Here is a 26,285-nt window from a genome sequence, read left to right as displayed (position 1 = left end):
AGTCGGGGGAGGATCGAAGGATGGCAATGGGTCGGCAAGTAACACTCGAAGACGTCGCCGCCGAGGCGCAGGTCTCGAAGAGCAGCGTCTCGAACGTGATCAACAACCATCCGCACGTTCGGGAGTCGATGCGGCAGCGCGTCAACGCCGCAATCGACAAGCTCGGCTACCGACCACAGGCAATCGGCCAGAACCTCGTTTCGGGGCGGACGGGTCTTGTGAGTCTTGCGATCCCGAATTTTGCGCAACCCTACTTCGCCGAGTTGGCGCGAGCCGCGGTGGCCGCAGCAGGTGAAGTGGGGATGCGTCTGATCGTTCAGCAGACCGACAACCTGTTGGAGCGCGAACGAGAAGCTGCGGACTCGTGGAACCTGGGCTCTGCCGACGGTCTCATCTTCAGTCCCTCGGTGATCGAGGACGAGGAGATCGAGCAGAGGCGCGGTCGCGCCCCGCTCGTTCTCTTGGGCGAGCGATCGAAGTTGTCGTCCGTCGATCGGGTCGGGATTGATTCAGTGGCGATCTCGCATGCTGCCACCAAGCACCTGTTGGATCAGGGTCGCTCGCGCTTGGTGATGATCGGCGACAAGACCTTCGGTGACCCGTTTGTAGTCTCGGAGCGTGAGGCAGGTTTCCACCTCGCACTTCAGGAGGCCGGCTTGCGCGAAGCCGGGCCCGTTGGAGGGGTTCGAGATTGGACTCGCGAAGACGGCGCTCGCTCAGTGGATGAGCTCCTCGACGCGGGCATCGAATTCGACGGGCTTTTCTGCGCGAACGACTTGCTCGCTCTGGGGGCGATGTCGGCCCTTCGACGACGCGGGCTGAGGGTGCCGGAGGACGTCGCGGTGATCGGGATCGACGACATCGAAGACGGCCGATTTGCCTCACCCACGCTGTCCACCATCTTCATCGACAAGGAGTGGATGGCGCGTGAAGCTGTCCGACTTCTTGCCAAGCAACTCGCCGACCCAGACTCGCCTCCGGAGCAACTCACCGTTCCGTTCCACCTCGTCGCGCGCGAATCAACCGGATTGTCCTAGATTGTCCCGCTGACTTGACAAAACGATCAGGGGTGCGCATCCTTTAGCTACGCCATTTGGAGCGCTACAAATTCTCAAAGGAGAGGATGACATGAATCACAGAACCAGCCACGCTCGCGGGGCTATTGCCCCTGCTAGGGGCACCCCAGTACGCCGGAGGCACCTCGTTGCAGTGGCTGTGCTCGCCGCAGCCACCCTCCTCATCGCCGGCTGCACGTCGACCGGCGGCAGCACAAGCGACGGAAAGACCGTCCTGAAGGTTTATGGCTGGAAGGGCGGGGACGCCGAGCCAGCGAACGTGAACGAGATCAACGCCGCCTTCGAAAAGGCGAACCCGGACATCACACTCAAGTACGAATTCATCCCGTCATCTGGGTATCCCCAGCGTGTGCAGTCGGAACTTCTCGCTGGCAACACCGCCGACGTCCTCATGACCGACTCGGCCAAGGTTCAGGACTGGGGATCGTCCGGATACCTCGAGGACTTGTCCTCCCAGCCTTGGGTGACCGGCGTGCGCAAGGAGATCAAGCCTTTCATCGAGAACGACAGCAAGACGTATGCGATGCCCATGGAGGTGATTGGCATCTCGCTCTTCGCCAACAACACCCTGCTTCGGCAGGCAGGCATCGAAGGGACCCCGACGACTTGGCCCGAGTTCGAGGCGGACCTCCAGAAGGCGAAGGACGCCGGCATCACGCCGCTGTCTTTGCCCAACAAGGGTGGGTGGACGGGAGACGCTGTGATCAATGCGATTGCCGCAACCCTGGTCTACCAGGACAACCCGTCGTTCGACGCGGACTTCGTCCAAGGAAAGGCGTCGTTCTCTTCGTGGGAGTCATCGCTGCAGCAAATGATGGATCTGCAGTCGAAGGGGTTCGTCGACTTCAAGAGCGAGCTCGGCGTCGATGAGTGGAGCACCGGCATCTCGGACTTCCAGGCGGGCAAGAGCGCCTTCTACGTGCAGGGTGCGTGGAACCAGTCGACGTTCACGACGGCCGGGCTCGACGACTCGTTCATCCCGTGGCCGGCCACTGACAACGACGATTCGAACGCGAACCTGTTCGTGGGCACGATGCTCAGCGTCAACGCGAAGTCGAGTGTCAAGACGGCCGCAGAGAAGTACGTCGATTTCTGGTCCGAGAGTGAGAACGCCTCGCTCTACCTCCAGGCCGAGAATGCCGTGTCGCCGTTCACCGACGGCGACACCCCGTCCGGAGACGCGACAACGACCTTTGTTGCCGCGGTGAACGACGGAAGGTACCGCATCCTCCCTTCCAACACGTGGCTGAGCGCTGCGGGCGAGAAGACCCTGCAGGAGCAGGTCCAGGCGCTCTGGCTCGGTCAGCAGAGCATCGATGAGACGGTCAAGAACCTCGACGAGAAGCTCAAGCCCGCGAAGTAGCGAGCAACTGTGGCAGGGGCCGACTGGCAGCCAGATCGGCCCCTGCCGTTCAGTTCTATCGAAGGAACACCGATGATCCACCGCAGACCCCTCGTAGCCGTCGCCTTCATCGCTCCGGCCGTTGCCCTCTACCTCGCCGTCATTGTGTACCCGCTCCTGCAGGGGCTCGTCTTGAGCGTCACGGACAGCAAGATCGGCAATGTTGGCGCCTTCGTCGGAGCCGCGAACTACGCCGCATTGGCAAGCGACGGCGACGTGATGCGAGCACTGGGCATCACGGTTGCGTACGCCGTGGTAGTCGTCATCGCACAGAACGCGGTCGGTCTGGCCCTCGCCAGAGCTCTCTATATGCGGCCCCGTGTCCGACAACTGGGCAGCACGCTTATTCTGGTCCCAACTCTGATGTCGGCAGTGATGGCAGCGTTCGTCTGGAATTCGCTTCTCGCGCCAGACGGAGCGATCAACTCGCTGCTGAGATCGCTCGGTTTGAGCACGCTCACACACGTGTGGCTCGGCGATCCATCAACCGCACTCTGGGCGATCGCGCTGGTCAACATCTGGATGTTCGCGGGCTATTCAGCCGCTATCTTCCTGGCAGGGTACATGAATATGTCGAGTGAACTCCTCGACGCGTCGAGCGTGGATGGCGCAGCAGGCTGGCGCAGATTCGTCTCAATCGAGTGGCCCCTTCTGGCCCCGGCGACGACCGTGGGTGTGACCCTGTCGCTGATCGGGTCCCTCAAAGTCTTCGAGCTGCCCTTCGTGATGACAAATGGTGGACCAGCAGGCTCGACCACGACCCTCACCATGCTGATCTTCGCCAAGGTCTTCGGAGGACAGGGGAGCTTTGCGTACGGCGCGACCATCTCCGTCCTACTTCTCGTGGTTGTCGTGCTCTTTGCCGGAGTGACCCAATCACTTCTTCGACGTCGCGAGGAGCGAATCTGACATGGCGAACACATCAATCAAGGCAACCCCTACGGCGCTTCGAGCGCAACGTCGAGCTGGCTTCGGCGTCGCCCGGCATGAGCTCCGTCTCGGACGACGAGTGCGTCGAGGACCCTTATCGCGGATCGGCGACGTGATCTTGGCCATCGCGGTGGTTCTGATCTCTGCGCCGTTCGCCTACACGGTGGTGACGTCGTTGCGCCCTGCTTCGGACGTGATCAACGATCCGCTTGGCTGGCCGGCGAGCCTGACGATCGACAACATCGCGAACGCCTATTCGAAAATGAACTACACCCAGGGATTGCTGAGTTCGAGCATTGTCTTGGCCGGCACACTGATCTTGACCATCGTCGTTGGATCACTTGCTGCCTACCCGCTCGCCCGTATCAGCCGATCGTGGACGACGTGGGTGTACCGCATCTTCATCGCCGGCTCGACGGTGCCGATCTTCGTTCTGATCGCTCCGCTGTACCTCTTTCTTCGAGACCTTGGTCTGCTGAACAGCTACGCAGGAGTTATCCTCACCTACACCGCCATCACCCTTCCGGTCGCGATCTTCTTCTACACGTCGTTCTTCCGACAGATTCCGATCGAGCTCGAGGAGGCGGCCGCTATCGACGGATCGGGACCCATTCGCACGTTCTTCGTTGTGCTGTTCCCGCTACTTCGACCGGTCACGGCTACCTTGGCCACGTTCCTGACGCTCAGCGTGTGGAATGACCTGATCGTGCCGCTGGTCTTTGTCCAGGATCCCGCCCTGAAAACGGTGATGGTGAATGCGTACTCACTCGTCGGCAGTTACACCCTGGACCCCAGTTTGCTGTTCCCGGCCGCGTTGCTCGGAGTCGCGCCACTGCTCATCGTGTTTGCCTTCTTCCAGCGCAACATCGTAAGCGGACTCACGATGGGTGCCGTGAAGTCGTGACAATGGCGCGCAACCAACCGCACGACGCAAGCAAAATCCACTCCCCCACGTTGATCAACCCCGGCCACGACGCGATCGATCGGTCCGAGCTGCGCATCCGCGATCCGTATATCGTGGAGTACGACGACCGCTACCTGCTCTTCGGGACGACGGATCCAAGCCCGTGGAACGGCCCGGGAGTCGGGTTCGATCGTTACGAGAGCGGCGACCTCGAGCAGTGGACGGGACCGTTTCCCGCCTTTCGCCCGAGTCCTGGATTTTGGGGTGAAACCCAATTCTGGGCACCGGAGGTACATTCCTACAACGGCGCATGGTGGATGTTCGCGACCTTCGCCGATCACGCCGGCCGCCGGGGCACCCAGGTGCTGGCCGCAACCGGACCAGACGGACTGTTCCAACCCTGGAGCGACGGACCCGTCACGCCGAGTGAGTGGATGTGTCTTGACGGCACCCTGTTCGTGGACCCGTCCGGTGCGCCATGGCTGGTCTTCTGCCATGAATGGCTGCAGGCCGGGGACGGCGCGATTTATGCGCAGCGTCTCAGTGACGACTTGCGAACGTCTCGCGGCAGTCCGACACTGCTGTTCACTGCCTCGCAGGCGCCGTGGACTCGACCCTTTCGCAATGCCGCAACTGGCTACGACGACCACGCGTACATCACTGATGGTCCCTTCGTCGTTCACGACGACGCGGGGCTGGCACTGCTCTGGTCGAGCGGTGGCGAAGGGGGCTATTCGGTCGGCGTCGCTCGCAGCTCCACGGGTCTTATCACCGGACCGTGGGTGCACCAACCGCAACCTCTGGTCGCGGCTGATGGTGGACACGCAATGCTGCTCGCAACGCGTGGCGATCGCTTTCTGATCTTCCACCAGCCCAACGAACTTCCCTTCGAACGGCTGACCATCGAGCGCGTGGCTGAGGCAAGCGGGATCTACCGGATCCCAGCTGATCGGGAGATCCTGTGAGTCGGAAAGTTCCGATTAGCTTCGTGGGTCCTCGTGATACCTCACTCCGCGAGGGTCCCGCACTGTCCAGAGCGCAGGTGAATCGCGCTGGATTGATCTCACGACGCGTCGCACTCGAAGGTGCACGCGGCGCGGCCGGTGACGCCACCACGACTTTGGCGCCAGATGAGACCAGGACGCACAACTGGTGGAATGCAGGCACCTACCGCACCATCCGCACCCCGGACATACACTTCGTTCCCCTCAGCAGCGTCATCGATGGCGCCTATACGGTCCACTTTCCCGTGGAGCCCAGTGACCCTCTCAATAGTCGCGGTTGCCGTTACGCAATAGAACTCCGGACACGTCTGCGAGCGGAGGAGCTCATCCCATGATTCACGGCCATGTTGCCCCAGGCTTCGAGCCAATCGCCGATGCCTTCGAGCGCGGACAATCAGACGATCCGGGTGGCGCCCAGCTGTGCGTCTACCAAGGGGGACACATGGTTGTCGATCTCTGGGCAGGCTCGGACCCTGAGACTGACGTTGCCATCGACGGAGACTCCCTTTTCGTGTTGTGGTCCACGACCAAAGGCATGATCGCGATCATCGCAGCGTTGCTTATCGAACAGGGCCACCTCGACCCCGATGAACTGGTGTCGTCTGTATGGCCAGAATTCGGCGTTCGGGGCAAGGATCAGACCACCGTTGCTCACTTCCTCAGCCATGCAGCTGGTCTTCCCTTCTTTCCCTCTGGTGCGGGGATCGAGAGCCGTGACCTACCGAACTGGGCGCTTTGCACTGAGGCGCTAGCCGCCGCCGAACCACTTTGGGCGCCAGGGACTGCGTCGTGGTACCACCCATTCACATTCGGTTATCTCAATGGCGAGGTAATTCGCCGGTTGACGGGAAAGAGCGTGAGCGAACTCTTCGCAGAGCGAATCGCCAGGCCGCTCGGAGTCGACTTCTGGATCGGCGGCCTGCCGGCGGATCGCGAGGCGACCGTCACGCATCGCAGCCGCTTGAACCATCTGCCCTCCACCAGCCCTGGTGAATTGTGGTCCCAACACGGAGTGGATGTGTCTGATCCAGTCGTGAGCGAGCTACTCGAGGAGGTGCAGTCAATTCCAGACATGGCCGAGTTTCTCAACACCGCCGAGGGACACCAGATGGAATTCGGCGGGGCAGGCGGAATCGCGAGCGCACGTTCGGTGGCAAAGATCTACGCCGCCACCATCGGCGAGATCGACTCCATTCGGATACTCTCGCCAAAGACGCTTGACTTCGTGACCCAGCCACGCACTGTGGGTTTGGGCCCCGTTCCTCAACTGGCTACCGTGCCCAACCAGAAGATTGCCGAGTTCGGGCTGGGGTTCTGGTTGGGCTCGCAATTCGCGAGCAAGCGATTCGAATCCGGTGGAACTTTCGGACACCCCGGAGCTGGTGGAAACATCGGGTTTGCCCATCCCGAGTCGAACATGGCCGTTGCATACACGTGCACGGGGATGTGGTCGGACGACTCGCGACCGGACCCGCGGATGGGCTGGGCTGAGCCGCTCGCCGATTTGGCTGGCGCCTAGGACCCGCGTTACGAGAACCGCAACCGAAAGCGCAGTCGCAGTCAAACGGATGTGGCGTTGCGAGCCGCGTTCTTCACCCAGTCCGCGACGAGCAGCGATCTGAAGTAGCCGCACCAACTTCGCTACCGGAAACGGTCGCGATTAATGATGGGATATCAAGAAATGCAGGGCCAATCAATCTACGTGTCACCGACTGGCGACGATTTCGCTCCGGGCACTGAACGCAGCCCCGCGTCGCTGAAGAGAGCCGTCGAGCTCGTGCGTTCCCTGAACGGGGACATGCGGTCCGACATCGAGGTGCTTCTCGCGGACGGCACCTACCGACTCGAGGCACCGATCCAGCTCACCGCCGCCGACTCTGGAAGCAACGGCTTCGTTGTGCGGTGGAGAGCCGCCGACGGCGCCCATCCCATCTTGTCCGGGGGCAGCCGCGTCACAGGGTGGACGCTCGCGGACCCGGTCACGGGAATCTTCGCCGTCCAGGTTCCAGATGGCAGCAAGACCCGCAATCTGTATGTGGACGGTAAGAGCGCAACGCGTGCACGGACGAAATTCATCCGCCCCGCAGCCAGCGCATTCACGCCTCTGGGATTGACCATGACAGCTGAGATGGAGTTCCTCCGTAACCTCACCCCGCAACAACTCACCGATGTCGAGATCAGGGGTCTGAATTCGTTCACCGATAGGTACAGCCGCGTCGACTCACTCAGTGCGGACGGAGCGACGCTGGTGATGAGTCAGCCGGCTTGGGTCAACAACATCTGGGGCTGGGACCATCTGGGTCAGCCGTTTCATGAAGGAGGCTTCTACGCGGAGAACGCCCTGCCCTTCTTGGATGCCGCCAACGAGTGGTTCCTCGACACTCACACCAACACGCTCTACTACAAGCCAGCCGACCCGGCGACGATTGACGCTCTCACCATCGAGTTGCCTCGATTGGAGGCACTGTTCACGATCAGTGGCACGGTCGCTGACCAGGCGCACCATATCGAGCTCGACGGTCTGACCTTCACGGGTTCTACCTGGAACGAACCCACGACGACTGGCGGATACGTGGACCAGCAAACCGGCTGCTATATGTCCCTTGGCTCGGACTACCCGGAAGGCGGGTATCCGACCTTCGAAGGTTCCCGCCCGCACTGGGCGCAAATGCCCTCGGCGGTGCAGATCTCCGCCGCAACGGACGTCTCTATCAAGCGCTCGTTCTTCACAGGCTTGGGCGCTGGTGGGGTGGGTATCGGAAATGACGCAAGCGCACACCTCTCCGGCGAGGGTTTGGCGGCGCAACGGATCTCGGTCGAAGACTCGCGCTTTACAGCGATCGGCGGGAGTGCGCTCACCGTCGGTGGCATTGAACAGCAAGCTCATCACCCCGGCACGGGCGCTGATGGAACGCGAGACCCGGCGATCAGCGATGCGACGGTTGCGGCGATGACCATTTCGGACATCCACGTTGTCAACAACCGGATCTGGGACGTTGCCGACACCTACACGAGCGCCACGGGGATCCTGCTGACGTACAGCCAGAACTCCGTTATCGCGCACAACGACGTCACAGATCTTCCCTACGGTGCGATCAACCTCGGGTACGGGTTGGGCGCGAACGATGCCGGCGGCAACCCGATCTACGGGAGGCGGGGGCTGTACAACTACCAACCCATTTTTTCGACGCCCACGACGGCGAAAGACAACCTCGTCACCGCTAACTACATCGCGCGATACGGCACGATGCATACCGATCTGGGAGGCTTTTACAACCTGTCCGACAACACAGGAACGATCGTTTCGAACAACTTCATCGAAAACGCTGCGCACAAGGGCTTCTATCCCGATGAGGGATCTCGTGGACTCATCTTCACCAACAACGTCGTGGTCAGTGGCGAGTGGTTCGGCCCCAACTTCGGGTGCCCCAACGTCACAGATCTCTCCGGGTCGGGAAACTGGGTGAGTGAAGGCTTGACGGCGATTAATGGGGACCGCAACATCAATGCGGACCGCAACATCCTGGTCGAGGCACGTCTGTTCGATCCGGCCGCCATTGCACATGGTCAGATCAACGAGATCATCGCGAATGCCGGCGCGACCGCGGATGATCAGCGACCGAAATGAGCCGCCGGGCAACCCTCGCCCCATACGGTGACATCCACCTCCTGAAAGGACCCGCCGCTATGCCTCGATTCGACCTCCCTCTCGAGGAGCTGACCGCCTACCGGCCCCAGGTCGCCGAGCCGTCGGACTTCGACTCTTTCTGGGCGAGGACGATCTCTGACGCGCGCGCGGCTAGCTGGGTTCCGCGGGTCGAGAGAGTCAAGTCGGCACTCACCGGCGTCGAAGTGCATGATGTCGAGTTCGCGGGATTCGCCGGCGACCCGATTCGTGCCTGGTATCTGGTGCCGTCAAATTCGGTCGGCCGACTGCCCACGGTGGTCGAGTTCAACGGCTATGGCGGCGGTCGCGGACGACCACACGAGCGACTCGCGTGGGTCAGCGCCGGCTACGCCTATCTGTTGATGGACACCCGCGGGCAGGGAAGCGCCTGGGGCTCCGGTGGTGACACCGCCGACCCACAGGGAGCGGGACCGTCCGCGCCCGGCTACATGACACGCGGAATAGAGTCACCCGACACCTACTTCTACCGCCGCGTATTCACAGATGCTGTGAGAGCCGTCGACGTCGTACGCGGATTCGACCGTGTCGATCCTGAGCGGGTCGCCGTGACCGGCGGGAGCCAAGGCGGAGGCATAGCTCTGGCTGTGGCGGGTCTGGAGCCTGACCTCGCCGCGGCGATGCCGGATGTCCCGTTCCTCAGTCATTTCGAACGAGCGGTCGGATTCACGGGCGAAGACCCTTACCAGGAGATCGTCCGCTACCTCGCCGTTCACCGCGACGCGGTTGAAAGAACCTTCCAGACTCTCTCGTACTTCGACGTCGTCAACCTCGCGAAACGATCGACCGCGCCCGCGCTCTTTTCTGTAGCGCTGCTCGACCCGATCTGCCCCCCTTCGACCGTTTTTGCAGCATCGAACGCGTACGCAGGTGGCGCCGACGTAGAGGTCTACCGCTTCAATCAGCACGAGGGCGGCGAGGGCTACCACTGGGAGCGGCAGGCGACCTGGCTTGCCGATCGGATCGAGAAGTTGGATCGGCCATGACGTGCGCGTTGGATTGGCCCGACCAGATCGCGCCACATCACTTTGCCGCCCATCTCCGCCCCGCGCGAAATCGCACCCTGCTTCGGCGGGATCGTATCTGGCAACATTCTGGCAACAATCGACGTGCGTGGGAGCACGACAGGACTCCCCTGTGGGACCAGGACGGCGGGCATGCCATGACGTTCGACGATGGAGGACCGCCAGTCCTGGTCCTCCATCGCCCGAACGACACGCCCCGCGAGCGTGCGGAGCTGCACCCGCTCCGCGAGCACGGCGGGGCGGACGGCGAGGGCCCTGTCCTGCGCCTCGCCTGATCAGGCGGCCCACGACCACGACCGGCTTCACCGCCCACTAGCGAGCGGCCTTCAACCCGTGGACGTGCTCCGTGTACTCGGCCGGCCGCAGGAGCATCGCCCCCGCCATCGCCGGGACCATCAGCACGTGCCCCCAGAGCATCAGGTCGCCCGCGCCGACGGCGCCGAGCCAGAACAGCACCAGCAGCACCGCGAACGGGGCCGCCATCGCCGCGTTCATCTCCCAGATCGGCGCCCAGCCGTGCCGCCCGACCCGCATCCACACCGTCATCGCGGCCACCATGTCCAGGACCATCACCACGGCGCCGACGTCGGGCCGGCCCAGCACCGCCTCGATCCCGAGGGCCGCGCCCGCCCAGTCCCACGCCGGTCCCAGCAGCATCATCCCGAGCACCATGACCACGACCATCTCGACCAGGTGCGCGAGGAACCTGCCGACCTTCCGCCCCCGCGTCGCGGGCCTGGTGCCGTGCGCCGTGTCGTGCTCAGCCCCGTGCGCCCCGTGCGCCACGTGCGCCACGTGCGTCCGTGCCGCCGCCGTCGTCTCCGTCATCGTCGTCTCCTCACCCTCCGGGCGGCGTCCCTCGCCGCGCTGGTCTCCACGCTGTCCGACGGCGACCGCGGCCAGTAGTGCCGGACCGCACTCGGGCGCGGGCACATGTCACGAGCCCGCATGACAGATGTCATCAGGGCCCCGCGTCGCGCCCCGGACCAGCGACTGCGCTGGCAGGATGACGTCATGAGCACCGCACGGGCCGTCGTGGACGACGGCGGCAGCGGCCTCGTGAGCTTCCGCCGCACTACGTGGTGGGTCCTCGCGGGGACGGTGGCGTGCGTGCTGGGCTTCTCGGTCGGCGACTGGGTGCTGGACCCGGACATCCAGGCCGGTCTCCGCGCCCTCACGGGTCTGGCGACGGCGACGACGATCGTGTCGTGCGGTGTCCTCCTGGCGCGGCGGATCCGGGACGAGACGCCGTCGGCCATCTGGCTCGTGACCGCGGGCTGCGCGACAGCGGTCGCCGCCGCGGTGCCGCTCGCCCTCGGCGAGTTCGGGATCTGGCCGATCGCGCCCGCCGCCACGATCTCGGTGCTGGTCACGTTCCTGACCGCCCGCCGGGCGTGGTTCACGCTCGGCGCCGCCCTGCTCGTGCTGCCGACGATCGGACTGGTCGCGGCTCTGGCCATGGGCGAGCCCAACGTTGCGCACGCGGCGTGGATGCCCGCCCTGATGGTCCTGGCATTCGGCCCTGCCATGGTCGGCATGCTCCACGCCTGGCAGGTCGCGGCCCGCCTCGACGACGCCCGGCGTCTCGCCGGCCAGCTCGCCGTCGCGGACGAGCGCCTGCGGTTCGCCGCCGACCTGCACGACATCCAGGGGCACCACCTCCAGGTCATCGCCCTGAAGAGCGAGCTCGCGGCGCGGCTCGCCGAGGCCGACCCGGCCCGCGCGGCCGAGCAGATGCGCGAGGTGCAGCGGCTCGCCGGGGACGCCCTGCGCGAGACCCGCGCCCTGGTCCAGGGCTACCGGCGCACCACCCTCGACGCGGAGATCGCCAACGCGTCCAAGGTCCTGACCGCGGCGGGCGTCGCGGTCCGGGCCGACGTCGACGCCGACCTCGCGGCGTCCCTCCCCCAGGGCCCGCGCAGCCTCCTCGGCCTGGTCGTGCGCGAAGCCACCACCAACCTGCTGCGGCACAGCCGCGCCACGCGCGCCGCGTTCGTCCTGACGCCCGACGACGCTGGCGCCCGCCTCGTGATCGACAACGACGGCGCGCGTCCGGGCACGGCGGGCGACGGGTCTGCCGATCCGGCCGACGCCGGCGGGACTTCCGGCACCGACGGGAGCGGCACGGCGGGCGACGGCACCGGCCTCGTGTCCCTCGCGGAGCGGCTCGACGCCGTCGGCGGGCGCCTGTCGTGGGTGGGCGACGGCGACCGGTTCGTGGTCACCGCGACGGTGGCTGGATGATCCGCCTGCTGCTGGCCGACGACGAGGAGCTGCTGCGCGGCGCCCTCTGCTCGCTGCTCGACCTCGAGGACGACCTGCGGATCGTGGCCCAGGCGGCCACCACCACCGACGCCGTGCGGCTCGCCGAGCAGCATCGGCCCGACGTCGCCGTGCTCGACCTGGAGATGCCGCCCACCGACGGGCTGCACGCGGCCGGCCAGATCCTGGCCCACGCCGACGGCACGCCGCCCCGGATCATCATCGTCACGCGGCACGCCCGCCCCGCCGTCCTGCGCCGGGCTCTCGCCGCCGGGGTGAGCGGGTTCGTGCCCAAGTCGACGCCGGCGGCGCGGCTCGCGCAGATCGTGCGCGACGTCGCCGTCGGGCACCGGTACGTGGATCCCGAGATCGCCGCGTCCGCGCTCACCGAGAACGAGTGCCCGCTGACGGACCGCGAGCTGGAGGTGCTGCGCGAGGCGCGCGCCGGCGCCCAGGTCTCGGAGATCGCGGCAGCCGTGCACCTCGCGCCCGGGACGGTACGCAACTACCTGTCGTCGGCGATGGCCAAGCTCGGGGTCGCCACCCGCCACGCGGCGGCGCACCGCGCCTGGGAAGAAGGCTGGATCTAAGGGACGCGGTGACCGGGGCGAGCGACTCGCCGCCCGGCAGCCGTCGCCATCGGGCAAGGTGTGCTGTTTGATAGGTGCCAGGTGGGCTGAACTGCGTTCGGCTGCGCCACGGGTTTGCTGGCACCCGGCGCTGATTCTCCCTGTCGGGGATGACAGCGCCGGGTGCAGTGGTGCTGGTACGGCTAGCGCCCCCAGAGTCGCCAGGTCTGGTTCAGCGGGCTGCTCTGGCTTGCCGGGTTGCATGTCCATTGGTGGATTGGCGCCCGGGCCGCCGTCGAGATCGCGCTCACGTCGACGCACTTGCCGCTGTGCCGGGCGACGACCTGGTAGTCGTGGGAGTCGTTGCCCGAGTAGGTCACCTTGCGGAGAGCGAACTGCTGGTTCTGCGCCCCGTCGATGCAGGTCCATTGCTGGACCGCCGCACCGTCGGCGGTGGATACGCCGCTGACGTCCAGGCACTTGCCGCTCTGCTGGTTCACGAGTGTGTACGTGTCAGCGACACCGGCGACCGGCCGGAAGTTCCACAGTTGCTGGTCGCCGCCCTCGCAGTAGTACTGCTGCTGCTGATTGCCGTCGTTCGTGCGCAGGTCGGTGTTGTCCAGGCACTGCTGGGAGTGCTGCGCGACGGCGACGGACTGAAAGCTGCCGTCCGACGGCGGCAACAACGTGATGGTGAAGGTCTCGTCGGCATTCGTGTGGGGCAAGTTGACCGTCGTGGCGTTGTTCGACAACGTCACGACCGAATTTTGGATGGTGATCGGGCCCTGGACCGCGCCGCCGCTGTTGTACGGGATGCGCTGAGCGATCACCCGCACTTGGTTACCCTGCACGATGCCGCTGGTCGTGTCCAGGCGCTGCAGGTTTACGGCGACGTTGCCCGTCGCCCCGCCGCCCCCGACGAGGATCTTCGCGGTACCGGTCGCCTTTGTCGCGAACGCGTCGTAGGTCGCGCTAGGGGTGACCGACGAGATTGAGCCGGTCTGCGAGCCGTAGAAGCGGTAGACCCACCACTCCCCCTTCGGCAGGTGCACACCCGCCGAGTTGCGGACGAGCAAGTTGCCCAGATCGTTGTGCAGGTTCGCGGTGCTTGCCCAGTTGGCGCGCAGACCATCGACGCCCGCCCGCTCCAGGCGCGCGATGTACCAGGAACCGTCGCCCGGATTCTGTTCCACGGACGAGGCGTACTCGTTGATCTGGTACGGCCGCGAGTGCGCGATCCCACGCGAGTCCAACCAGCCGTTGAGCACGTTGCGCTCGTTGACAGGATCGGCGGGCAGGGTGTGGAAGCTCCAGATATCCGGGACAACGTTGTTGGCGCGCACGTAGTCGATGAACGGAATCCACCAGTCGTCGCGGGCACTGGGGTGCCAGGCAACACTCGGACCTGAGATCAGTTGGGTCGGGAACTCCTGGCGGATGCGCTGGTGGGTACGGCGCCACATCTCCAGATACTGCGACTGCGGACGGTTCCAGAAGTTGGAGCCGTCCGGCTCGTTCCAGATGTCCCACTGCACCGGCACGCCCGTGGCCCGCACATCGTTGATCAGACGGGTGAGGAAGTTGTCGTAGTCCGTCCAGTCGCCGTTGTCCCCCGGGAAGCGCGAGATCGGGTAACCATCCGCACCCCACAGGTCATGCGGAAGCAGGATGAACGTCCCGCCCAGCGCCTGCGTCCGCAGCATCTGAGCGCGCGTTGCGTTCCACCGGCGGTCGTACTGGCCGGAGACCCACCCGCCCGGTTGGTCGAGCTGCGCACCACCGGCACGCATGTAACGGAACTTCACGTCGCGGTAGAAGTGGTCCGCCGGCCCTGACGCGTCCTCGGTCATGCCATAGATCCACCCAGACGCACGGTAGGTCGGGGAGCCTCCGGCCACGGAGAAGTCGACGCTGATCGACTCGTCTGCGGCCTGTGCGGGTAGGGCGGCCGGGACCATGAATGCGGCGGCGAGGACACCGGCCAAGACGAGGGCGGCGAGCGTGCCGCGTCGTCTCGGCCGGGTCTCTGATGGGTTGTTCATGAGCGACTCCTCCGGTGGTGACAGGGGATCTGCTGTGCCTAGCGACGTGCTGTCTAGCAACGGCGGTTAGGGGTCTCGCTCGGCGCCGATGCGGAGCGGGACGAACCGGGTGGATTGTCATGAAGTGCCCCAACGTGGGGAGTGACGACCGCGGGGCGAACCGGTTCGCTGGAGCATAGATCTCGGCCTACGGGGATGTCAACGAGTGTCTTCGCCATGGCAGTGGGACTTCGGCAGCCCCCTGGTAGCTTGACTCAGCTCGGCCCGGTCTGGCCCTGGGCCATGCCACCTGCGGCGCAGCGAACCTCCGGTCTAGCGGTCGTTTGCCTCTCGGTCGCCGTCGACGTAGTACCAGCGACCGCCCTCGCGGACGAAGCGGCTGGTCTCGTGCAGGCTGCCCCGCACGCCGGTGGTCGGGTAGCGGTAGAAGGCTGTGAACTCGACGACGCCGGTGGTGTCGAACGGGCCGCCTCGTTCCGTGCGGTGGATGTCGAGGCGACGCCACTGCTCGTCGCCCAGCCCGGCAGTGTCCGGACGGGTCTGCGGCGCCCACGTGGCGAGCAGATAGGCGTCGTCGCCGACCGCGAACGCGGAGTACCGCGAGCGCATCAGCGCCTCGGCGGTCGGCGCGGTCGCGGCGCCGGAGTGGTAGCGCCCGCAGCAGGCGCCGTAGGTGTCGCCGGAGAGGCAGGGGCAGCGGTTGTCGTCATTCACGGAACAATCCTCGCATCGGCGGCCAAGTCCGGACCAGAATTGCTACGGGGCGAATGAATCGCAGAATCTCATGGAACTCTATTTTCGCCTGAATACGTATTAGATCTCGGCAATCATGGTGGTTTAATTGTTTTTTCACCCGCTCCGACGGATTCATTGAAACGGGATAATATACGGGGCTGCGCTGCCGAGCGGTAAAACACTTCACAGAGGGGTACGTTGAAGAGGCGGAAGTCCTGCCAGGACAATCCTCCGCGCAACCCATCCGCTCCCTCCGGGGTGCCCAGCAGAAATCTCCACAAAGCGCCATTTAGGTGCCACGACAAAGCACGAAGGAGTGCACCCCTCATGACCACTTCCAAACGCGCAGCACATGCGGTGCTCATTGCTATCACCGCACTGTTCGCCCTGCTGATCTTTTCCAGTCCCGCGGGCGCGGCAGTGTTCCCCGCGAACGCGCCCTCGGGCACGCACGTACAGGTAGGTACCCCCGGCTGTACAGCGACCGCGACAGGCGTCAGCTGCGCCTCGTTCGAGCTCGCCGGCGTCGGACACACCAACGCCACGGTCTCCCTCGCGGTGACGTACGGGGCAACCATCAATTGCACGAACCACGGCGGCCAGCTCGTCGAGGTCCACAGCGACGCGGTGACCACGGTGACGAGCGCCGCGCTGACGTCGAGCAAGAACGGCCGGCTCGTCGTTCCGGCACTGAGCTCGACGGCCCCGACGAACGCCGCCATTCTCGCGCAGGCCGACTGCCCGAACCCCAACTGGACCCCCTCGGTCCAGTCCGGCAGCGTCCACATCGCGAGCTGGAGCTACACGCTGACGTTCGCAGGCTTCACGAGCCCGTACATCTCCTTCAGCGGCTGACATACATCAGCTGCACACCGAACGTGCCCGGGCCCGACGGTCCGGGCACTCTCGCGTGCCGCGGCGATAGGGTCGAGGCGTCGGCTTCGCAACCTCGAGGGGCATGCCATGAGCACACTGCCGATCGCGGACTACGCCTTCCTGTCGGACTGCAACTCCGCGGCCCTGGTGTCCACGGACGGGTCGGTGGACTGGCTGGCCTTCCCGCGGTTCGACGCGCCCAGCGTCCTCGGCCGGCTCTTGGACCCGCGCGCGGGACACCTGCGGCTCGGGACGACAGGCCCGGCCCGCGTGACCCGGCGATACCTCGACGGGGGGCTGGTGCTCGAGACCACCCGGCGAACCGACGGCGGCGTGCTGCGGATCACCGACGCCATGGCGCTGGGCGAGGGCGAGCGCGGGCACGACATCGGCCTGAGCGCACCGCACGCCCTGGTGCGCCACGCGACCTGCGAGTCGGGCCGGGTCGAGGTGGAGCTGTCCTACGCGCCCCGGCCCGAGTACGGCCTGGCGGTGCCACTGCTCCGCCGCACCCCGCACGGCATCGAGGTGCGGGGCGAGGCGGACACGCTGTTCCTGACCACTGACCTGCCGATGACCGTCGAGGGCGGGGTCGCCACGGGCCGGACGACCCTGCGGGCCGGGCAGAGCGTCGGCGTCGTGCTGCAGTGGGCGGCCCCGGGCGAGGTCGCGCCGCCGTGGGACGCCGGCGAGATCGCGCGGCGGATCGCGGACACGGCCGAGGGCTGGGCGTCGTGGTCGGCGAACCACCAGAGCTACCAGGGGCCGTGGCGCGACCTGGTCCGGCTCAGCGGCGCCGTCCTGCAGGGGCTGACGTTCACCCGCACGGGCGCGATCGTCGCGGCCCCCACCACGTCGCTGCCCGAGGTCGTCGGGGGCACCCGGAACTGGGACTACCGGTACTCCTGGCTGCGCGACGCCAGCATGACGCTCGACGCGCTCTGGGTCGCCGCCTGCCCCGACGAGGCCGGCCAGTTTGTGTCCTGGCTCGTCGACGCCGCTGCGGCCGACCTGGGCGGCGGCAGGCGGATCCAGATCGTGTACGGGCTGGCCGGCGAGCACGATCTGACCGAGCGCACGCTCGACCACCTCGCCGGCTGGCGCGACAGCAGGCCCGTGCGCATCGGCAACGGCGCCTTCGCTCAGCGCCAGCTGGACGTGTACGGGGAGGTGCTGAACGCCGTCCACCGGCTGCGCCCGCAGATCTTTCCCACCGACCCCGCGACCGCGACCTTCCTCCGGGGCCTCGCCGACGCGGCCGCCCAGCAGTGGCGCGATCCGGACCGCGGGATCTGGGAGGTTCGCGGCGACCCGCAGCGGTTCGTGCACTCGGCCGTGATGTGCTGGGTCGCGCTGGACCGGGCGCTGCGGATGGCCGGCGAGCTCGGGGCGGGCGCCGACGCCCGGGCCCGGTGGCTCCTGGAGCGGGACTCGATCATGGCCGAGGTCCTGGAGCGGGGGTTCAACCCGGCGCGCGGCGCGTTCACGCAGTCGCTCGACGCCGACACGCTCGACGCCAGCGCCCTGCTGATCCCGATCGTGGGGTTCCTCCCGGGGCGTGATCCCCGGGTCCTGTCGACGATCGCCGCGATCGAGGAGAGCCTGGTGGACGAGCACGGCCTGGTGTACCGGTACCGGTCCGACGACGGCCTGGAAGGCTCGGAGGGCGCCTTCGTGATCTGCACGTTCTGGCTCGCACACGCGCACGCCGCCGCCGGCCACGTCGACCGCGCCCGCGAGGTCTTCGCCCGGGCGATCGGCCTCCGCAACGATCTCGGCCTCCTCGCCGAGGAACGGCTCGGCGACCAGATGCTCGGCAACTTCCCCCAGGCGTTCAGCCACATCGGCCTGGTCAACGCGGCCTGGGCGATCTCGCAGGCGGAACGCTAAGCGAACGTCTCGTGCCCCAGCACCGCCAGCAAGCGGATCTTCTCCTCCGCCTCGCTGCCCGGCGCCGGCGTCAGCACCACGAGCGCCTGCGCCTGGTCCTCGGTGAACAGCGCCTGGCAGTCCACGTCGATCCGGCCGAGCTCGGGGTGGACCAGCGTCTTGTGGTCCTCGAACCGCCGCGACACCTCGTGCAGCTCCCACACCCGGACGAACTCGGGGCTCTCCCGCAGCAGCACGCGCAACATCTCGTCGGCGACCGAGCCCGGGCCGGCGGCCGCGAGCGCCGCCCGTAGCGAGGAGACCTGGCTCCTGCCCTGCCGTTCGTGGTCCTCCGGCGGGTACACGTTGCGGGACTCCGGGTCCGTGAACCACCGGTACACCGAGCTGCGCGCGAGGCCAGTGGCCGGCGGCTCGCCGAAGATCGCCTCCGCGAGCCGGTTCTGCACCAGCACCTCGCCGAGGCCGGACAGGATCAGGGCCGGGGAGTCCTCCAGCCGGTCCAGCACGCGCAGCAGCGCGGGGGCCACGTGGGACTCGAGCGGCGTCCGCCTCGGCACGCCGTGCCCGGCGAGCCGGAACAGGTAGTCGCGCTCCTCGACCGTCAGCCGGAGCGCCCGGGAGAGCGCGGCCAGCATCTGCTCCGACGGCTGCGGCCCGCGCTGCTGCTCGAGCCGCGCGTAGTAGTCCACGGACATCCCGGTGAGGGCCGCGACCTCCTCGCGGCGCAGCCCAGGTGCCCGACGGCGCGGCCCGGGCACCAGTCCGACGTCGGACGGGCGCAGCGCTTCGCGGCGTCGGCGGAGGAAGTCGGCGAGGGCTGCACGGTTCATGTGGTTATCGTGCGCCGCGCCGCGGAACGGAGCCAGGGATCGCCGGTCCCTGGTTCACCGGGTCTCTCCCGCCGTCGGACCTTGCGCTGCACGGTGGAGCCGTGAACACAACAGGCAACACCATCTTCATTCCCGGCGGGACGCGCGGCATCGGCCTCGCCCTCGCCACTCGTCTCCAGGCCACGGGCAACACCGTGATCGTCGGCGGCCGCGACACCGTGGCGCTGGACGCCGCCGCCGAGCGCGGCCTCGCCACCGTGCGGATCGACACCACCGACCCCGCCTCGATCGCCGGCGCCTCCGCCGAGGTGATCGAGCGGTTCCCCGAGGTGAACGTGCTGGTCCCGATGGCCGGGATCATGCGCGCGGAGAACTGGCGCAGCCGCGGCTTCCTCGCGGACGCCGAGGACGTCGTCACGACCAACGTGCTCGGCCCGATCCGGCTGATCGCCGCGTTCACCGAGCACCTGCAGAGCAGGCCGGACGCGACGATCCTCACCGTGTCGTCGGGGCTCGCGTTCACGCCGCTGCGCGTCACCCCGACGTACAACGCATCCAAGGCCGCGATCCACATGCTGTCGGAGAGCATCCGGCTGCAGTTCGCGGGCACGAGCGTGTCCGTGACGGAGCTGGTGCCGCCGTCCGTGCAGACCGCGCTCATGCCGGGCCACGACGTGGACCCCAATGCCATGCCGCTCGACGAGTACGCGGACGAGACGCTTGCGCTCCTTCAGTCCGAGCCGGACGCGCACGAGATCCAGGTCGAGCTGGTCAAGTTCCTCCGCTACGGCGAGGTCCGGGGCGACTACGACGAGGTCGTAGAGGCCCTGAACGCGTCGGAACCGATCGCGGCAGCCGCAGCGAGCTGATGGCCACGACGGGTCTCGACAGGCTCGACCACCGGTGGTCGAGCCTGTCGAGACCTCACAGATGGACTACCGCGGCGGCAGGGTGGTGGCGTCGAGTACCAGGGGGCCGGGGTGGTCCAGCGTGATCTCCGCGACGGCACCTCCGCCGTCCACCGGCTCGATCCGGTAGTCCCCCAGGAAACCGCCGAACCTCAGCCGGCCCTCGGCGTCGGTGCGGAGCGTGGTGGGCGGGAGCCACCACTCGTCCTTGACCAGGCCGCGCAGCCGGTCGAAGGCGGGCTTGCGCGAGCCGTCGGCCCGCAGCAGCCCGCCCGGGGCGCCCAGCCACATGCCCCGGTCCGACAGGCCCCAGTACGTCATGGCCTCCACGCCCCGGTGGGACAGGAGCGTCCGGTAGTGCCGCTCGACCTCGTCGGCCTGGCGCTCCTCCCCCTCCGGCGTGGACGGCCACGACTCGACCTGCCAGTCGTTGAGGTCCACGACGTGGCTCGGCATCACGTCGCCCGACAGCAGCGTCGTCTCCGTGAAGTGGATCGGGATGTTGTACCGCGAGAACCGGTCCAGGATCGCGAGGGTCTTCTCCTCGCCCCAGTAGCCCTGATGCATATGACTTTGCAGGCCGAGCCGGTCGATCGGGATCCCGGCCTCCAGCACCGCCTCGATGAGGCACTCGTACGCCGTCGACATGTCGAAGTCGTTCAGCAGCAGCGTCGCGCCCGGGTTCTCGGCGCGGGCCTCCTCGAACGCCATCCGGATCATCTCGACCCGGCCCTTGCGGCGCGCCAGGGGCGTGATCGCGTTCTCCTCGGCGGTGAAGACGGGCATGATCACCGCCTCGTTGATCGCGTCCCACGTGTCGATCACGCCTCGGAACGCCGCGACGTCCCGCCGGATGCGCTCGCGCTGCAGCCGCTCCACCTCGGCGTCGGGCAGCCCGCGGAGCCAGCCCGGCTGCACCGTGTGCCACACGAGCGGGTGCCCCTTGACGACGACGCCGCGCTCCCCGAACCACCGCGCCGCGCCGAGCAGCGGCTCGGTCCGTGGCGCCCCGCGCTCGGGCTCGAACGTGCCCCAGTAGAACGGGAGCGTGGTCTGGTTGAAGACGTCGAACCACGCGTCGGCGAGGCGGCCGTCGTACTCCGGGTCCCGCGAGGTGCCGTTCGCGAGGTCCATCAGGTCGAACCCGATGCAACCGAACAGGAACGCGTGCCGCGTCTGCCGCACGACGACGTCGCGGCCGGCCAGCGGAGCGCCGTCCGGCCCGTGGAGGGTCACCGTGGCATCGGCGCGCCGGTGCGCCAGGCTCGGGTCGGGCGTGCGTCCGTCGTCGGGCGCGGTAAAGAGAGAGGTCACGGACCGACCCTAGCGGCGCGGCGCCCCAGCCGGTCGAGACCGCAGCTCGTTGGTCGAGCTTGTCGAGACCTCCGTGATGACAGCACGGGTCTCGACAAGCTCGACCAACGGGCGGGCCGCCGCTGCGGAGCGGTTACGTCGCCGCCGGCTCCTCCACGACCGGGGCCGCGAACTGGCTCGCGTACAGCCGCGCGTACGCGCCGTCGGCCGCGAGCAGCTCGTCGTGCGAGCCCTGCTCCACGATGTCGCCGTGCTCCATCACGAGGATCACGTCGGCGTCGCGGATCGTGGACAGGCGGTGCGCGATGACGAACGACGTCCGGTCCTGGCGCAGCCGGTTCATCGCCTCCTGCACCAGCACCTCGGTGCGGGTGTCCACGGACGACGTCGCCTCGTCGAGCACCAGGATCGCCGGGTCGGCGAGGAACGCCCTGGCGAGGGTGAGGAGCTGCTTCTCCCCCGCCGAGACCGACGAGCCCTCCTCGTCCACGACCGTGTCGTAGCCGTCGGGGAGGGTCCGCACGAACGGGTCCACGTGGGTGGCCCGGGTGGCGGCGCGGAACGCCTCGTCGTCGACCGTGGCGCCGTCGGCCACGCCGTACCGCAGGTTCTCCTCGATGGTGCCCTTGAAGAGCCAGGTGTCCTGCAGGACCATCCCGACCGACGAGCGCAGCTCGTCGCGCGACATGTCGCGCGTGTCGACGCCGTCGAGCGTGATGCGCCCGCCGTCCACCTCGTAGAACCGCATGAGGAGGTTGACCAGGGTCGTCTTGCCGGCGCCCGTGGGGCCGACGATGGCGATGGTCTGGCCCGGCTCGGCGACCAGGTTCAGCCCCGTGATGAGCGGCTGGTCGGGCGTGTACGAGAACTCGACGTCCTCGAACGCGACCCGCCCGCGCGTCGGCACCATCTTCTGCGACTCGGCGGGGTCCGCCGTCTGCTCCGGGGCGTCCAGGAGGTCGAACACCCGCTCCGCGGAGGCGACGCCGGACTGCAGCAGGTTCATCATCGAGGCCACCTGCGTGAGCGGCTGCGTGAACTGGCGCGAGTACTGGATGAACGCCTGCACGTCACCCAGCGACAGCGTGCCCGACGCCACGCGGAGCCCGCCGATCACCGCCACGATCACGTAGTTCAGGTTTGCGAGGAAGCCCATCGCGGGCTGGATGGTGCCCGAGATGAACTGCGCCTTGAAGCTGGAACCGTACAGCGCGGCGTTCTCCTTGGCGAACGCCTCGGCGGTGGTCTCCTGGTGCCCGTAGACCTTCACGAGCGCGTGGCCCGTGAACGACTCCTCGATGTGCGCGTTCAGGCGCCCCGTGGCCGCCCACTGCTCCACGAACTGCGGCTGGCTGCGCTTGGCGATCTGCGCCGTCATCAGCACGGACAGCGGCACCGTCACCAGGGCCACGAGCGCCAGGACCGGGGAGATCCAGAACATCATGCCGAGCACGCCCACCACGGTGAGCGCGGCCGTCACGAGCTGCGCGAGGGTCTGCGTGGTCGTCTGCGCCACGTTGTCGATGTCGTTGGTGACGCGCGAGAGGATCTCGCCGCGCTGCTTGGCGTCCACGTACGACAGGGGGATGCGGTGCAGCTTCGCCTCCACCTGGTCGCGCAGGTTCCGCATGGTCCGCTGCACGACGCCGGTGGTGATGCGCGCCTGCATCCAGCCGAACAGGAACGCCCCGAGGTACGCCGCGACGACCCAGCCGAGGGTCTGCGCCAGCAGCGTGAAGTCGATGCCCTGGCCGGGCACGACGCCGGGGACGCCGGACAGCAGGTCGGCTTGCTGGCCCTGCCCCGACGCACGGAGCCCCTCGATCGCCTGCTCCTTGGTCACGCCCGCGGGCAGCTGAGCGCCCACGAACCCCGCGAAGATCACGTTCGTCGCGTTGCCGAGCAGCTTGGGGCCCAGCACGGTCAGTGCCACCGAGCCGATGCCCAGCGCCATGAGGACCACGACGTTCAGCCGCTCGGGCCGCAGCATGCCGGCGAACCGGCGCAGCGAACCCTTGAAGTCCATCGGCTTCTGCACGGGCATACCCATGTTGCCGAACGGACCGCCGGCCCCCGGGCCGCGGCCTCCGCCGGGACCGCGCGGCGGTCCCGCCGGGGCGGTCGTGCTGCTCTGCGGCTTGTCCTGCGTGCTCATGCGGCCTCCTCCAAGCTCATCTGGGACGTCACGATCTCCTGGTACGTCGGGTTGTCGGCCAGCAGCTCCGCGTGCGTGCCCCGGCCGACGATGCGGCCCTGGTCGAGCACCAGGATCTGCTCCGCGTCCCGGATGGTCGCCACGCGCTGCGCGACGATGATCACCGTCGCGTCGCGGGTCTGCGGCCGCAGGGCCGCCCGCAGCCGCGCGTCGGTGGAGTAGTCGAGAGCGGAGAAGCTGTCGTCGAACAGGTAGATCCGCGGCTTGCGGATCACGGCCCGGGCGATCGCCAGCCGCTGCCGCTGCCCGCCGGAGAACGTGGCACCGCCCTGCGCCACCACCGACTCCAGCCCGTCCGGCAGGGCCTCGACGAAGTCGCGCGCCTGCGCCACCTCGAGCGCCGCCCACATCTCCTCCTCGGAGGCGTCGGGCTTGCCGTACCGGAGGTTGTCCGCGACGGTCCCGGTGAACAGGAACGCCTTCTGCGGCACCAGCCCCATCAGGGAGCCGAGGTCGCGCTGCGTCACGTCGCGCACGTCGATCCCGTCGACGCGGACCGTGCCGCCCGTCGCGTCGAACAGGCGCGGCACCAGGTTGAGCAGCGTCGACTTGCCCGCACCCGTCGAGCCGATGATCGCCGTGAGCTGGCCCGGCTCGGCGGCGAAGGTCAGGTCGTGCAGCACCGGCGCCTCGGCGCCCGGGTAGCGGAACTCGACGTCCTCGAAGGTGACCCGGCCGCGCGGGCCTCCTCCGCTGGTCGAGCTTGTCGAGACCTCGTCGTCCGCCCCGCTGGTCGAGCCTGTCGAGACCAACCGCACCGGATTCTCCGGGTCGACGACCGACGACTCGGTCTCCAGGACCTCCCCGATCCGCTCCGCCGCGACGGCGGCGCGCGGGATCATCATGAAGATCATCGTCGACATCATCACGGCCATGAGGATGTACATGAGGTAGCTCAGGAACGCCGTCAGGGAGCCGATCTCCATGGCCCCCGCCTCGATCTCGCGCGCGCCGAACCACAGCACCGCCACGGACGACATGTTCATGATGAGCATGACCACGGGGAACACCAGCGCCATGAGGCGGCCGGCGCGCAGCGAGGTGTCGAACAGCTCCTCGTTCACCACGCCGAAGCGTTCCTTCTCGCGGTGCTCGCGCACGAACGCACGGACCACCCGCAGGCCGGTGATCTGCTCGCGCAGCACGGAGTTGATGGCGTCGATCCGCTTCTGCATGCGCCGGAAGTGCGGCACCATGCGCCACACGATGACGCCGGCGGTGGCCGCCAGCACCGGCACGATGACGAGCAGGAGGCCCGACATCGAGACGTCCTGGGACAGCGCCAGGATCACGCCGCCGACCAGCATGATCGGGGCCATCACCATGATGGTGAACGTCATGAGCACGGTCATCTGGACCTGCTGGACGTCGTTGGTGCCGCGCGTGATCAGGGTCGGCGCGCCGAACCGCGCCATCTCCCGCGCGGAGTACGTCTGCACGGTGTGGAACAGGTCGCGCCGCAGGTCCCGGCCGAAGGCCGTGGCGACCTGCGCGCCGAAGTAGACGGCGATCACGGAGGCGACGACCTGGCCCAGCGACACCACCAGCATCCAGCCGCCGGTGCGCCAGATGTGGCCGATGTCGCCGACCACCACGCCTTCGTCGATGATGTCCGCGTTCAAGCTGGGCAGATACAGGGCCGCGAGCGTCTGCACCAGCTGCAGGACGAGCACCGCCACCACCGCCCAGCGGTACGGGCCCAGATACTTCCGGGCGAGCGTGACAAGCATTGAGGAGTTCCCTTCGGGGCTGGGGATTCAGTTTCTGGGGATTCTGGATTCAGGAGTACCGGGTCATTCAGGAGTACCGGGTCGGGAGCCGCTCCGCTCGTCAGGGGCTGCTCGGCTCCTCGTGACCGGCGAGCCCGTTCACGATGGCGTCGGCCAGGACGTCGGCGGGGATCTCCGGCTGGAGGCTGTCGAGCCGCGAGTGCGTGCCCGCGATCGCCGACTCGACGAGAGCGACAGCGACCGCGACCGGGACGCGCAGGCGGTGCAGGTCGGGCGTCAGGATCGCGGTGATACCTCTGACGCTAGCCTCGTGCTGCCGCGCGCGCCGGGCCATGAACTCGTTGCGGAACTCGCTCATCCTCCGTCGCGTGGCCTCGTCGTCGGACGGCGGCATACCGCCATGCAGCTGGCGCAGCACCGTCATCCACCGCATGACGTCAGCGGTGCGCGCGCGGCCCAGCTCGATCACGAGCTCCAGCCGGCGCTCCAGCGGGAGGCTCGTGTCGATGCCGGTGAGCTCCTCGAGGATCTCCTCGGGCTGGGCCGCCCTCTGCAGCCCCTCCGCGGCGACGGCGCCCACCAGCGCGGTCTTGTCGCCGAACGCCCGGAACAGGGTGCCCTCCGCGACGCCGGCGGCCTGCGCCAGCTCGCGCGAGGTGACGTCGTTGCCCCGCTCCGCGACCAGCGGGAGGACGGAGTCGACGATGGCCGCCTTGCGGTCATCGGGCGCCATGGGGGCGGCCCGCCGTCGTGTGGTGTGCATGCCGACGACGCTAAATGAGTGAGCACTCACTCCGCAACTTTTTATTCGGTGAGCAGATCCGCGAAGGGATCCGCGAAGTAGAGCGCCTGTCCGGCTCTCCCAGGGGTCACCAGGGAGAGCCGGAC

Annotated in this window: 22 protein-coding genes; 14 read left to right on the top strand and 8 right to left on the bottom strand. The window is 67.4% G+C overall.

Translation table 11 applies throughout. From position 1 onward, the window contains the following. Positions 1-20 precede the first annotated feature (20 nt). The 9 genes from ACFT2C_RS15495 (at position 21) to ACFT2C_RS15455 (ending at position 10,301) form a co-directional block, all read left to right on the top strand. Positions 21-1,037 carry a LacI family DNA-binding transcriptional regulator gene (locus ACFT2C_RS15495; protein WP_377207955.1) on the top strand — a complete coding sequence of 339 codons (1,017 nt, stop codon included), beginning with the start codon at positions 21-23 and terminating at the stop codon, positions 1,035-1,037. A 91-nt stretch (positions 1,038-1,128) separates the two neighbouring features. Beyond that, positions 1,129-2,439: an ABC transporter substrate-binding protein gene (locus tag ACFT2C_RS15490; protein ID WP_377207954.1), complete on the top strand. Its 1,311-nt coding sequence runs from the start codon at positions 1,129-1,131 to the stop codon at positions 2,437-2,439. Between the two features lie 72 nt (positions 2,440-2,511). Continuing rightward, on the top strand, positions 2,512-3,387 hold the full coding sequence (locus tag ACFT2C_RS15485; protein ID WP_377207953.1) for a carbohydrate ABC transporter permease: 876 nt from the start codon (positions 2,512-2,514) through the stop codon (positions 3,385-3,387). A 133-nt stretch (positions 3,388-3,520) separates the two neighbouring features. Continuing rightward, positions 3,521-4,312 carry a carbohydrate ABC transporter permease gene (locus ACFT2C_RS15480; protein ID WP_377207952.1) on the top strand — a complete coding sequence of 264 codons (792 nt, stop codon included), beginning with the start codon at positions 3,521-3,523 and terminating at the stop codon, positions 4,310-4,312. A 2-nt stretch (positions 4,313-4,314) separates the two neighbouring features. Next, positions 4,315-5,277: a glycoside hydrolase family 43 protein gene (locus ACFT2C_RS15475; protein ID WP_377207951.1), complete on the top strand. Its 963-nt coding sequence runs from the start codon at positions 4,315-4,317 to the stop codon at positions 5,275-5,277. Positions 5,278-5,647: 370 nt separating this feature from the next. Then, on the top strand, positions 5,648-6,835 hold the full coding sequence (locus ACFT2C_RS15470) for a serine hydrolase domain-containing protein (RefSeq protein ID WP_377207950.1): 1,188 nt from the start codon (positions 5,648-5,650) through the stop codon (positions 6,833-6,835). A 279-nt stretch (positions 6,836-7,114) separates the two neighbouring features. Further along, on the top strand, positions 7,115-8,944 hold the full coding sequence (locus tag ACFT2C_RS15465; RefSeq protein WP_377207949.1) for a hypothetical protein: 1,830 nt from the start codon (positions 7,115-7,117) through the stop codon (positions 8,942-8,944). A 59-nt stretch (positions 8,945-9,003) separates the two neighbouring features. Then, entirely contained in the window at positions 9,004-9,987 is a 984-nt protein-coding gene (locus ACFT2C_RS15460) for an acetylxylan esterase (RefSeq protein WP_377207948.1), read from the top strand. A 176-nt stretch (positions 9,988-10,163) separates the two neighbouring features. Beyond that, positions 10,164-10,301: a hypothetical protein gene (locus ACFT2C_RS15455; RefSeq protein ID WP_377207947.1), complete on the top strand. Its 138-nt coding sequence runs from the start codon at positions 10,164-10,166 to the stop codon at positions 10,299-10,301. Between the two features lie 37 nt (positions 10,302-10,338). Here the strand turns inward: ACFT2C_RS15455 and ACFT2C_RS15450 are convergent, their stop codons facing one another. Continuing rightward, positions 10,339-10,854 (bottom strand): hypothetical protein, encoded by a 516-nt coding sequence (locus ACFT2C_RS15450; RefSeq protein ID WP_377207946.1) that lies wholly within the window; start codon positions 10,852-10,854, stop codon positions 10,339-10,341. 186 nt (positions 10,855-11,040) lie between these two features. Between ACFT2C_RS15450 and ACFT2C_RS15445 the strand changes: the two genes are divergently transcribed. Then, positions 11,041-12,270: a sensor histidine kinase gene (locus tag ACFT2C_RS15445; protein WP_377207945.1), complete on the top strand. Its 1,230-nt coding sequence runs from the start codon at positions 11,041-11,043 to the stop codon at positions 12,268-12,270. Then, positions 12,267-12,878, top strand: coding sequence for a DNA-binding response regulator (locus ACFT2C_RS15440; protein ID WP_377207944.1), 612 nt, complete (start codon positions 12,267-12,269; stop codon positions 12,876-12,878). The genes ACFT2C_RS15445 and ACFT2C_RS15440 overlap by 4 nt, the downstream gene beginning before the upstream one ends. Before the next feature lie 182 nt (positions 12,879-13,060). Here ACFT2C_RS15440 and ACFT2C_RS15435 read toward each other — a convergent pair whose 3' ends face one another. After that, positions 13,061-14,707, bottom strand: coding sequence for an RICIN domain-containing protein (locus ACFT2C_RS15435; RefSeq protein ID WP_377207943.1), 1,647 nt, complete (start codon positions 14,705-14,707; stop codon positions 13,061-13,063). A gap of 504 nt (positions 14,708-15,211) precedes the next feature. Beyond that, positions 15,212-15,613 carry a YchJ family protein gene (locus tag ACFT2C_RS15430; protein ID WP_377207942.1) on the bottom strand — a complete coding sequence of 134 codons (402 nt, stop codon included), beginning with the start codon at positions 15,611-15,613 and terminating at the stop codon, positions 15,212-15,214. Positions 15,614-15,961: 348 nt separating this feature from the next. Between ACFT2C_RS15430 and ACFT2C_RS15425 the strand changes: the two genes are divergently transcribed. Together ACFT2C_RS15425 and ACFT2C_RS15420 are read left to right on the top strand one after the other, a co-directional pair. After that, the gene (locus ACFT2C_RS15425; protein WP_377207941.1) at positions 15,962-16,489 is read left to right on the top strand and encodes a hypothetical protein; all 528 of its coding nucleotides are present in this window, start codon (positions 15,962-15,964) and stop codon (positions 16,487-16,489) included. 108 nt (positions 16,490-16,597) lie between these two features. Further along, complete coding sequence (locus ACFT2C_RS15420) at positions 16,598-18,400, top strand: glycoside hydrolase family 15 protein (protein WP_377207940.1); 1,803 nt, start codon at positions 16,598-16,600, stop codon at positions 18,398-18,400. Here ACFT2C_RS15420 and ACFT2C_RS15415 read toward each other — a convergent pair. Beyond that, a complete protein-coding gene (locus tag ACFT2C_RS15415) occupies positions 18,397-19,230 on the bottom strand; it encodes a helix-turn-helix transcriptional regulator (protein ID WP_377207939.1) in 834 nt (277 codons plus the stop codon). The two genes, ACFT2C_RS15420 and ACFT2C_RS15415, sit on opposite strands and share 4 nt — an antisense overlap. Positions 19,231-19,331: 101 nt before the next feature. On the opposite strand from ACFT2C_RS15415, the gene ACFT2C_RS15410 reads away from it, so the two are divergent. Next, the gene (locus tag ACFT2C_RS15410) at positions 19,332-20,099 is read left to right on the top strand and encodes an SDR family oxidoreductase (RefSeq protein WP_377207938.1); all 768 of its coding nucleotides are present in this window, start codon (positions 19,332-19,334) and stop codon (positions 20,097-20,099) included. A gap of 66 nt (positions 20,100-20,165) precedes the next feature. Here the strand turns inward: ACFT2C_RS15410 and ACFT2C_RS15405 are convergent, their stop codons facing one another. From ACFT2C_RS15405 to ACFT2C_RS15390, 4 genes are all read right to left on the bottom strand, one after another. Continuing rightward, positions 20,166-21,452 carry an endo-1,4-beta-xylanase gene (locus ACFT2C_RS15405; protein WP_377207937.1) on the bottom strand — a complete coding sequence of 429 codons (1,287 nt, stop codon included), beginning with the start codon at positions 21,450-21,452 and terminating at the stop codon, positions 20,166-20,168. Between the two features lie 133 nt (positions 21,453-21,585). After that, complete coding sequence (locus tag ACFT2C_RS15400; RefSeq protein WP_377207936.1) at positions 21,586-23,607, bottom strand: ABC transporter ATP-binding protein; 2,022 nt, start codon at positions 23,605-23,607, stop codon at positions 21,586-21,588. Beyond that, positions 23,604-25,397: an ABC transporter ATP-binding protein gene (locus ACFT2C_RS15395; RefSeq protein ID WP_377207935.1), complete on the bottom strand. Its 1,794-nt coding sequence runs from the start codon at positions 25,395-25,397 to the stop codon at positions 23,604-23,606. The genes ACFT2C_RS15400 and ACFT2C_RS15395 overlap by 4 nt, the downstream gene beginning before the upstream one ends. A 100-nt stretch (positions 25,398-25,497) precedes the next feature. Next, the gene (locus ACFT2C_RS15390; RefSeq protein WP_377207934.1) at positions 25,498-26,160 is read right to left on the bottom strand and encodes a TetR/AcrR family transcriptional regulator; all 663 of its coding nucleotides are present in this window, start codon (positions 26,158-26,160) and stop codon (positions 25,498-25,500) included. Positions 26,161-26,285 lie beyond the last annotated feature (125 nt).

This window comes from Promicromonospora sp. NPDC057138 (assembly GCF_042670845.1).
In the GTDB taxonomy this organism is placed as follows: Bacteria; Actinomycetota; Actinomycetes; order Actinomycetales; family Cellulomonadaceae; genus Promicromonospora.
Note: the sequence above shows the minus strand (reverse complement) of the source record. Positions and strands in the feature narration are given on the sequence as shown.

Coding starts and splice junctions, on each gene's coding strand:
- ACFT2C_RS15445 (WP_377207945.1), top strand. CDS start 11,041: ATGAGCACCGCACGGGCCGTCGTGGACGACGGCGGCAGCGGCCTCGTG.
- ACFT2C_RS15415 (WP_377207939.1), bottom strand. CDS start 19,230: ATGAACCGTGCAGCCCTCGCCGACTTCCTCCGCCGACGCCGCGAAGCG.
- ACFT2C_RS15395 (WP_377207935.1), bottom strand. CDS start 25,397: ATGCTTGTCACGCTCGCCCGGAAGTATCTGGGCCCGTACCGCTGGGCG.
- ACFT2C_RS15485 (WP_377207953.1), top strand. CDS start 2,512: ATGATCCACCGCAGACCCCTCGTAGCCGTCGCCTTCATCGCTCCGGCC.
- ACFT2C_RS15420 (WP_377207940.1), top strand. CDS start 16,598: ATGAGCACACTGCCGATCGCGGACTACGCCTTCCTGTCGGACTGCAAC.
- ACFT2C_RS15470 (WP_377207950.1), top strand. CDS start 5,648: ATGATTCACGGCCATGTTGCCCCAGGCTTCGAGCCAATCGCCGATGCC.
- ACFT2C_RS15455 (WP_377207947.1), top strand. CDS start 10,164: ATGACGTTCGACGATGGAGGACCGCCAGTCCTGGTCCTCCATCGCCCG.
- ACFT2C_RS15495 (WP_377207955.1), top strand. CDS start 21: ATGGCAATGGGTCGGCAAGTAACACTCGAAGACGTCGCCGCCGAGGCG.
- ACFT2C_RS15440 (WP_377207944.1), top strand. CDS start 12,267: ATGATCCGCCTGCTGCTGGCCGACGACGAGGAGCTGCTGCGCGGCGCC.
- ACFT2C_RS15390 (WP_377207934.1), bottom strand. CDS start 26,160: ATGCACACCACACGACGGCGGGCCGCCCCCATGGCGCCCGATGACCGC.
- ACFT2C_RS15460 (WP_377207948.1), top strand. CDS start 9,004: ATGCCTCGATTCGACCTCCCTCTCGAGGAGCTGACCGCCTACCGGCCC.
- ACFT2C_RS15465 (WP_377207949.1), top strand. CDS start 7,115: ATGCGGTCCGACATCGAGGTGCTTCTCGCGGACGGCACCTACCGACTC.
- ACFT2C_RS15450 (WP_377207946.1), bottom strand. CDS start 10,854: ATGACGGAGACGACGGCGGCGGCACGGACGCACGTGGCGCACGTGGCG.
- ACFT2C_RS15490 (WP_377207954.1), top strand. CDS start 1,129: ATGAATCACAGAACCAGCCACGCTCGCGGGGCTATTGCCCCTGCTAGG.
- ACFT2C_RS15475 (WP_377207951.1), top strand. CDS start 4,315: ATGGCGCGCAACCAACCGCACGACGCAAGCAAAATCCACTCCCCCACG.
- ACFT2C_RS15400 (WP_377207936.1), bottom strand. CDS start 23,607: ATGAGCACGCAGGACAAGCCGCAGAGCAGCACGACCGCCCCGGCGGGA.
- ACFT2C_RS15425 (WP_377207941.1), top strand. CDS start 15,962: ATGACCACTTCCAAACGCGCAGCACATGCGGTGCTCATTGCTATCACC.
- ACFT2C_RS15435 (WP_377207943.1), bottom strand. CDS start 14,707: ATGACCGAGGACGCGTCAGGGCCGGCGGACCACTTCTACCGCGACGTG.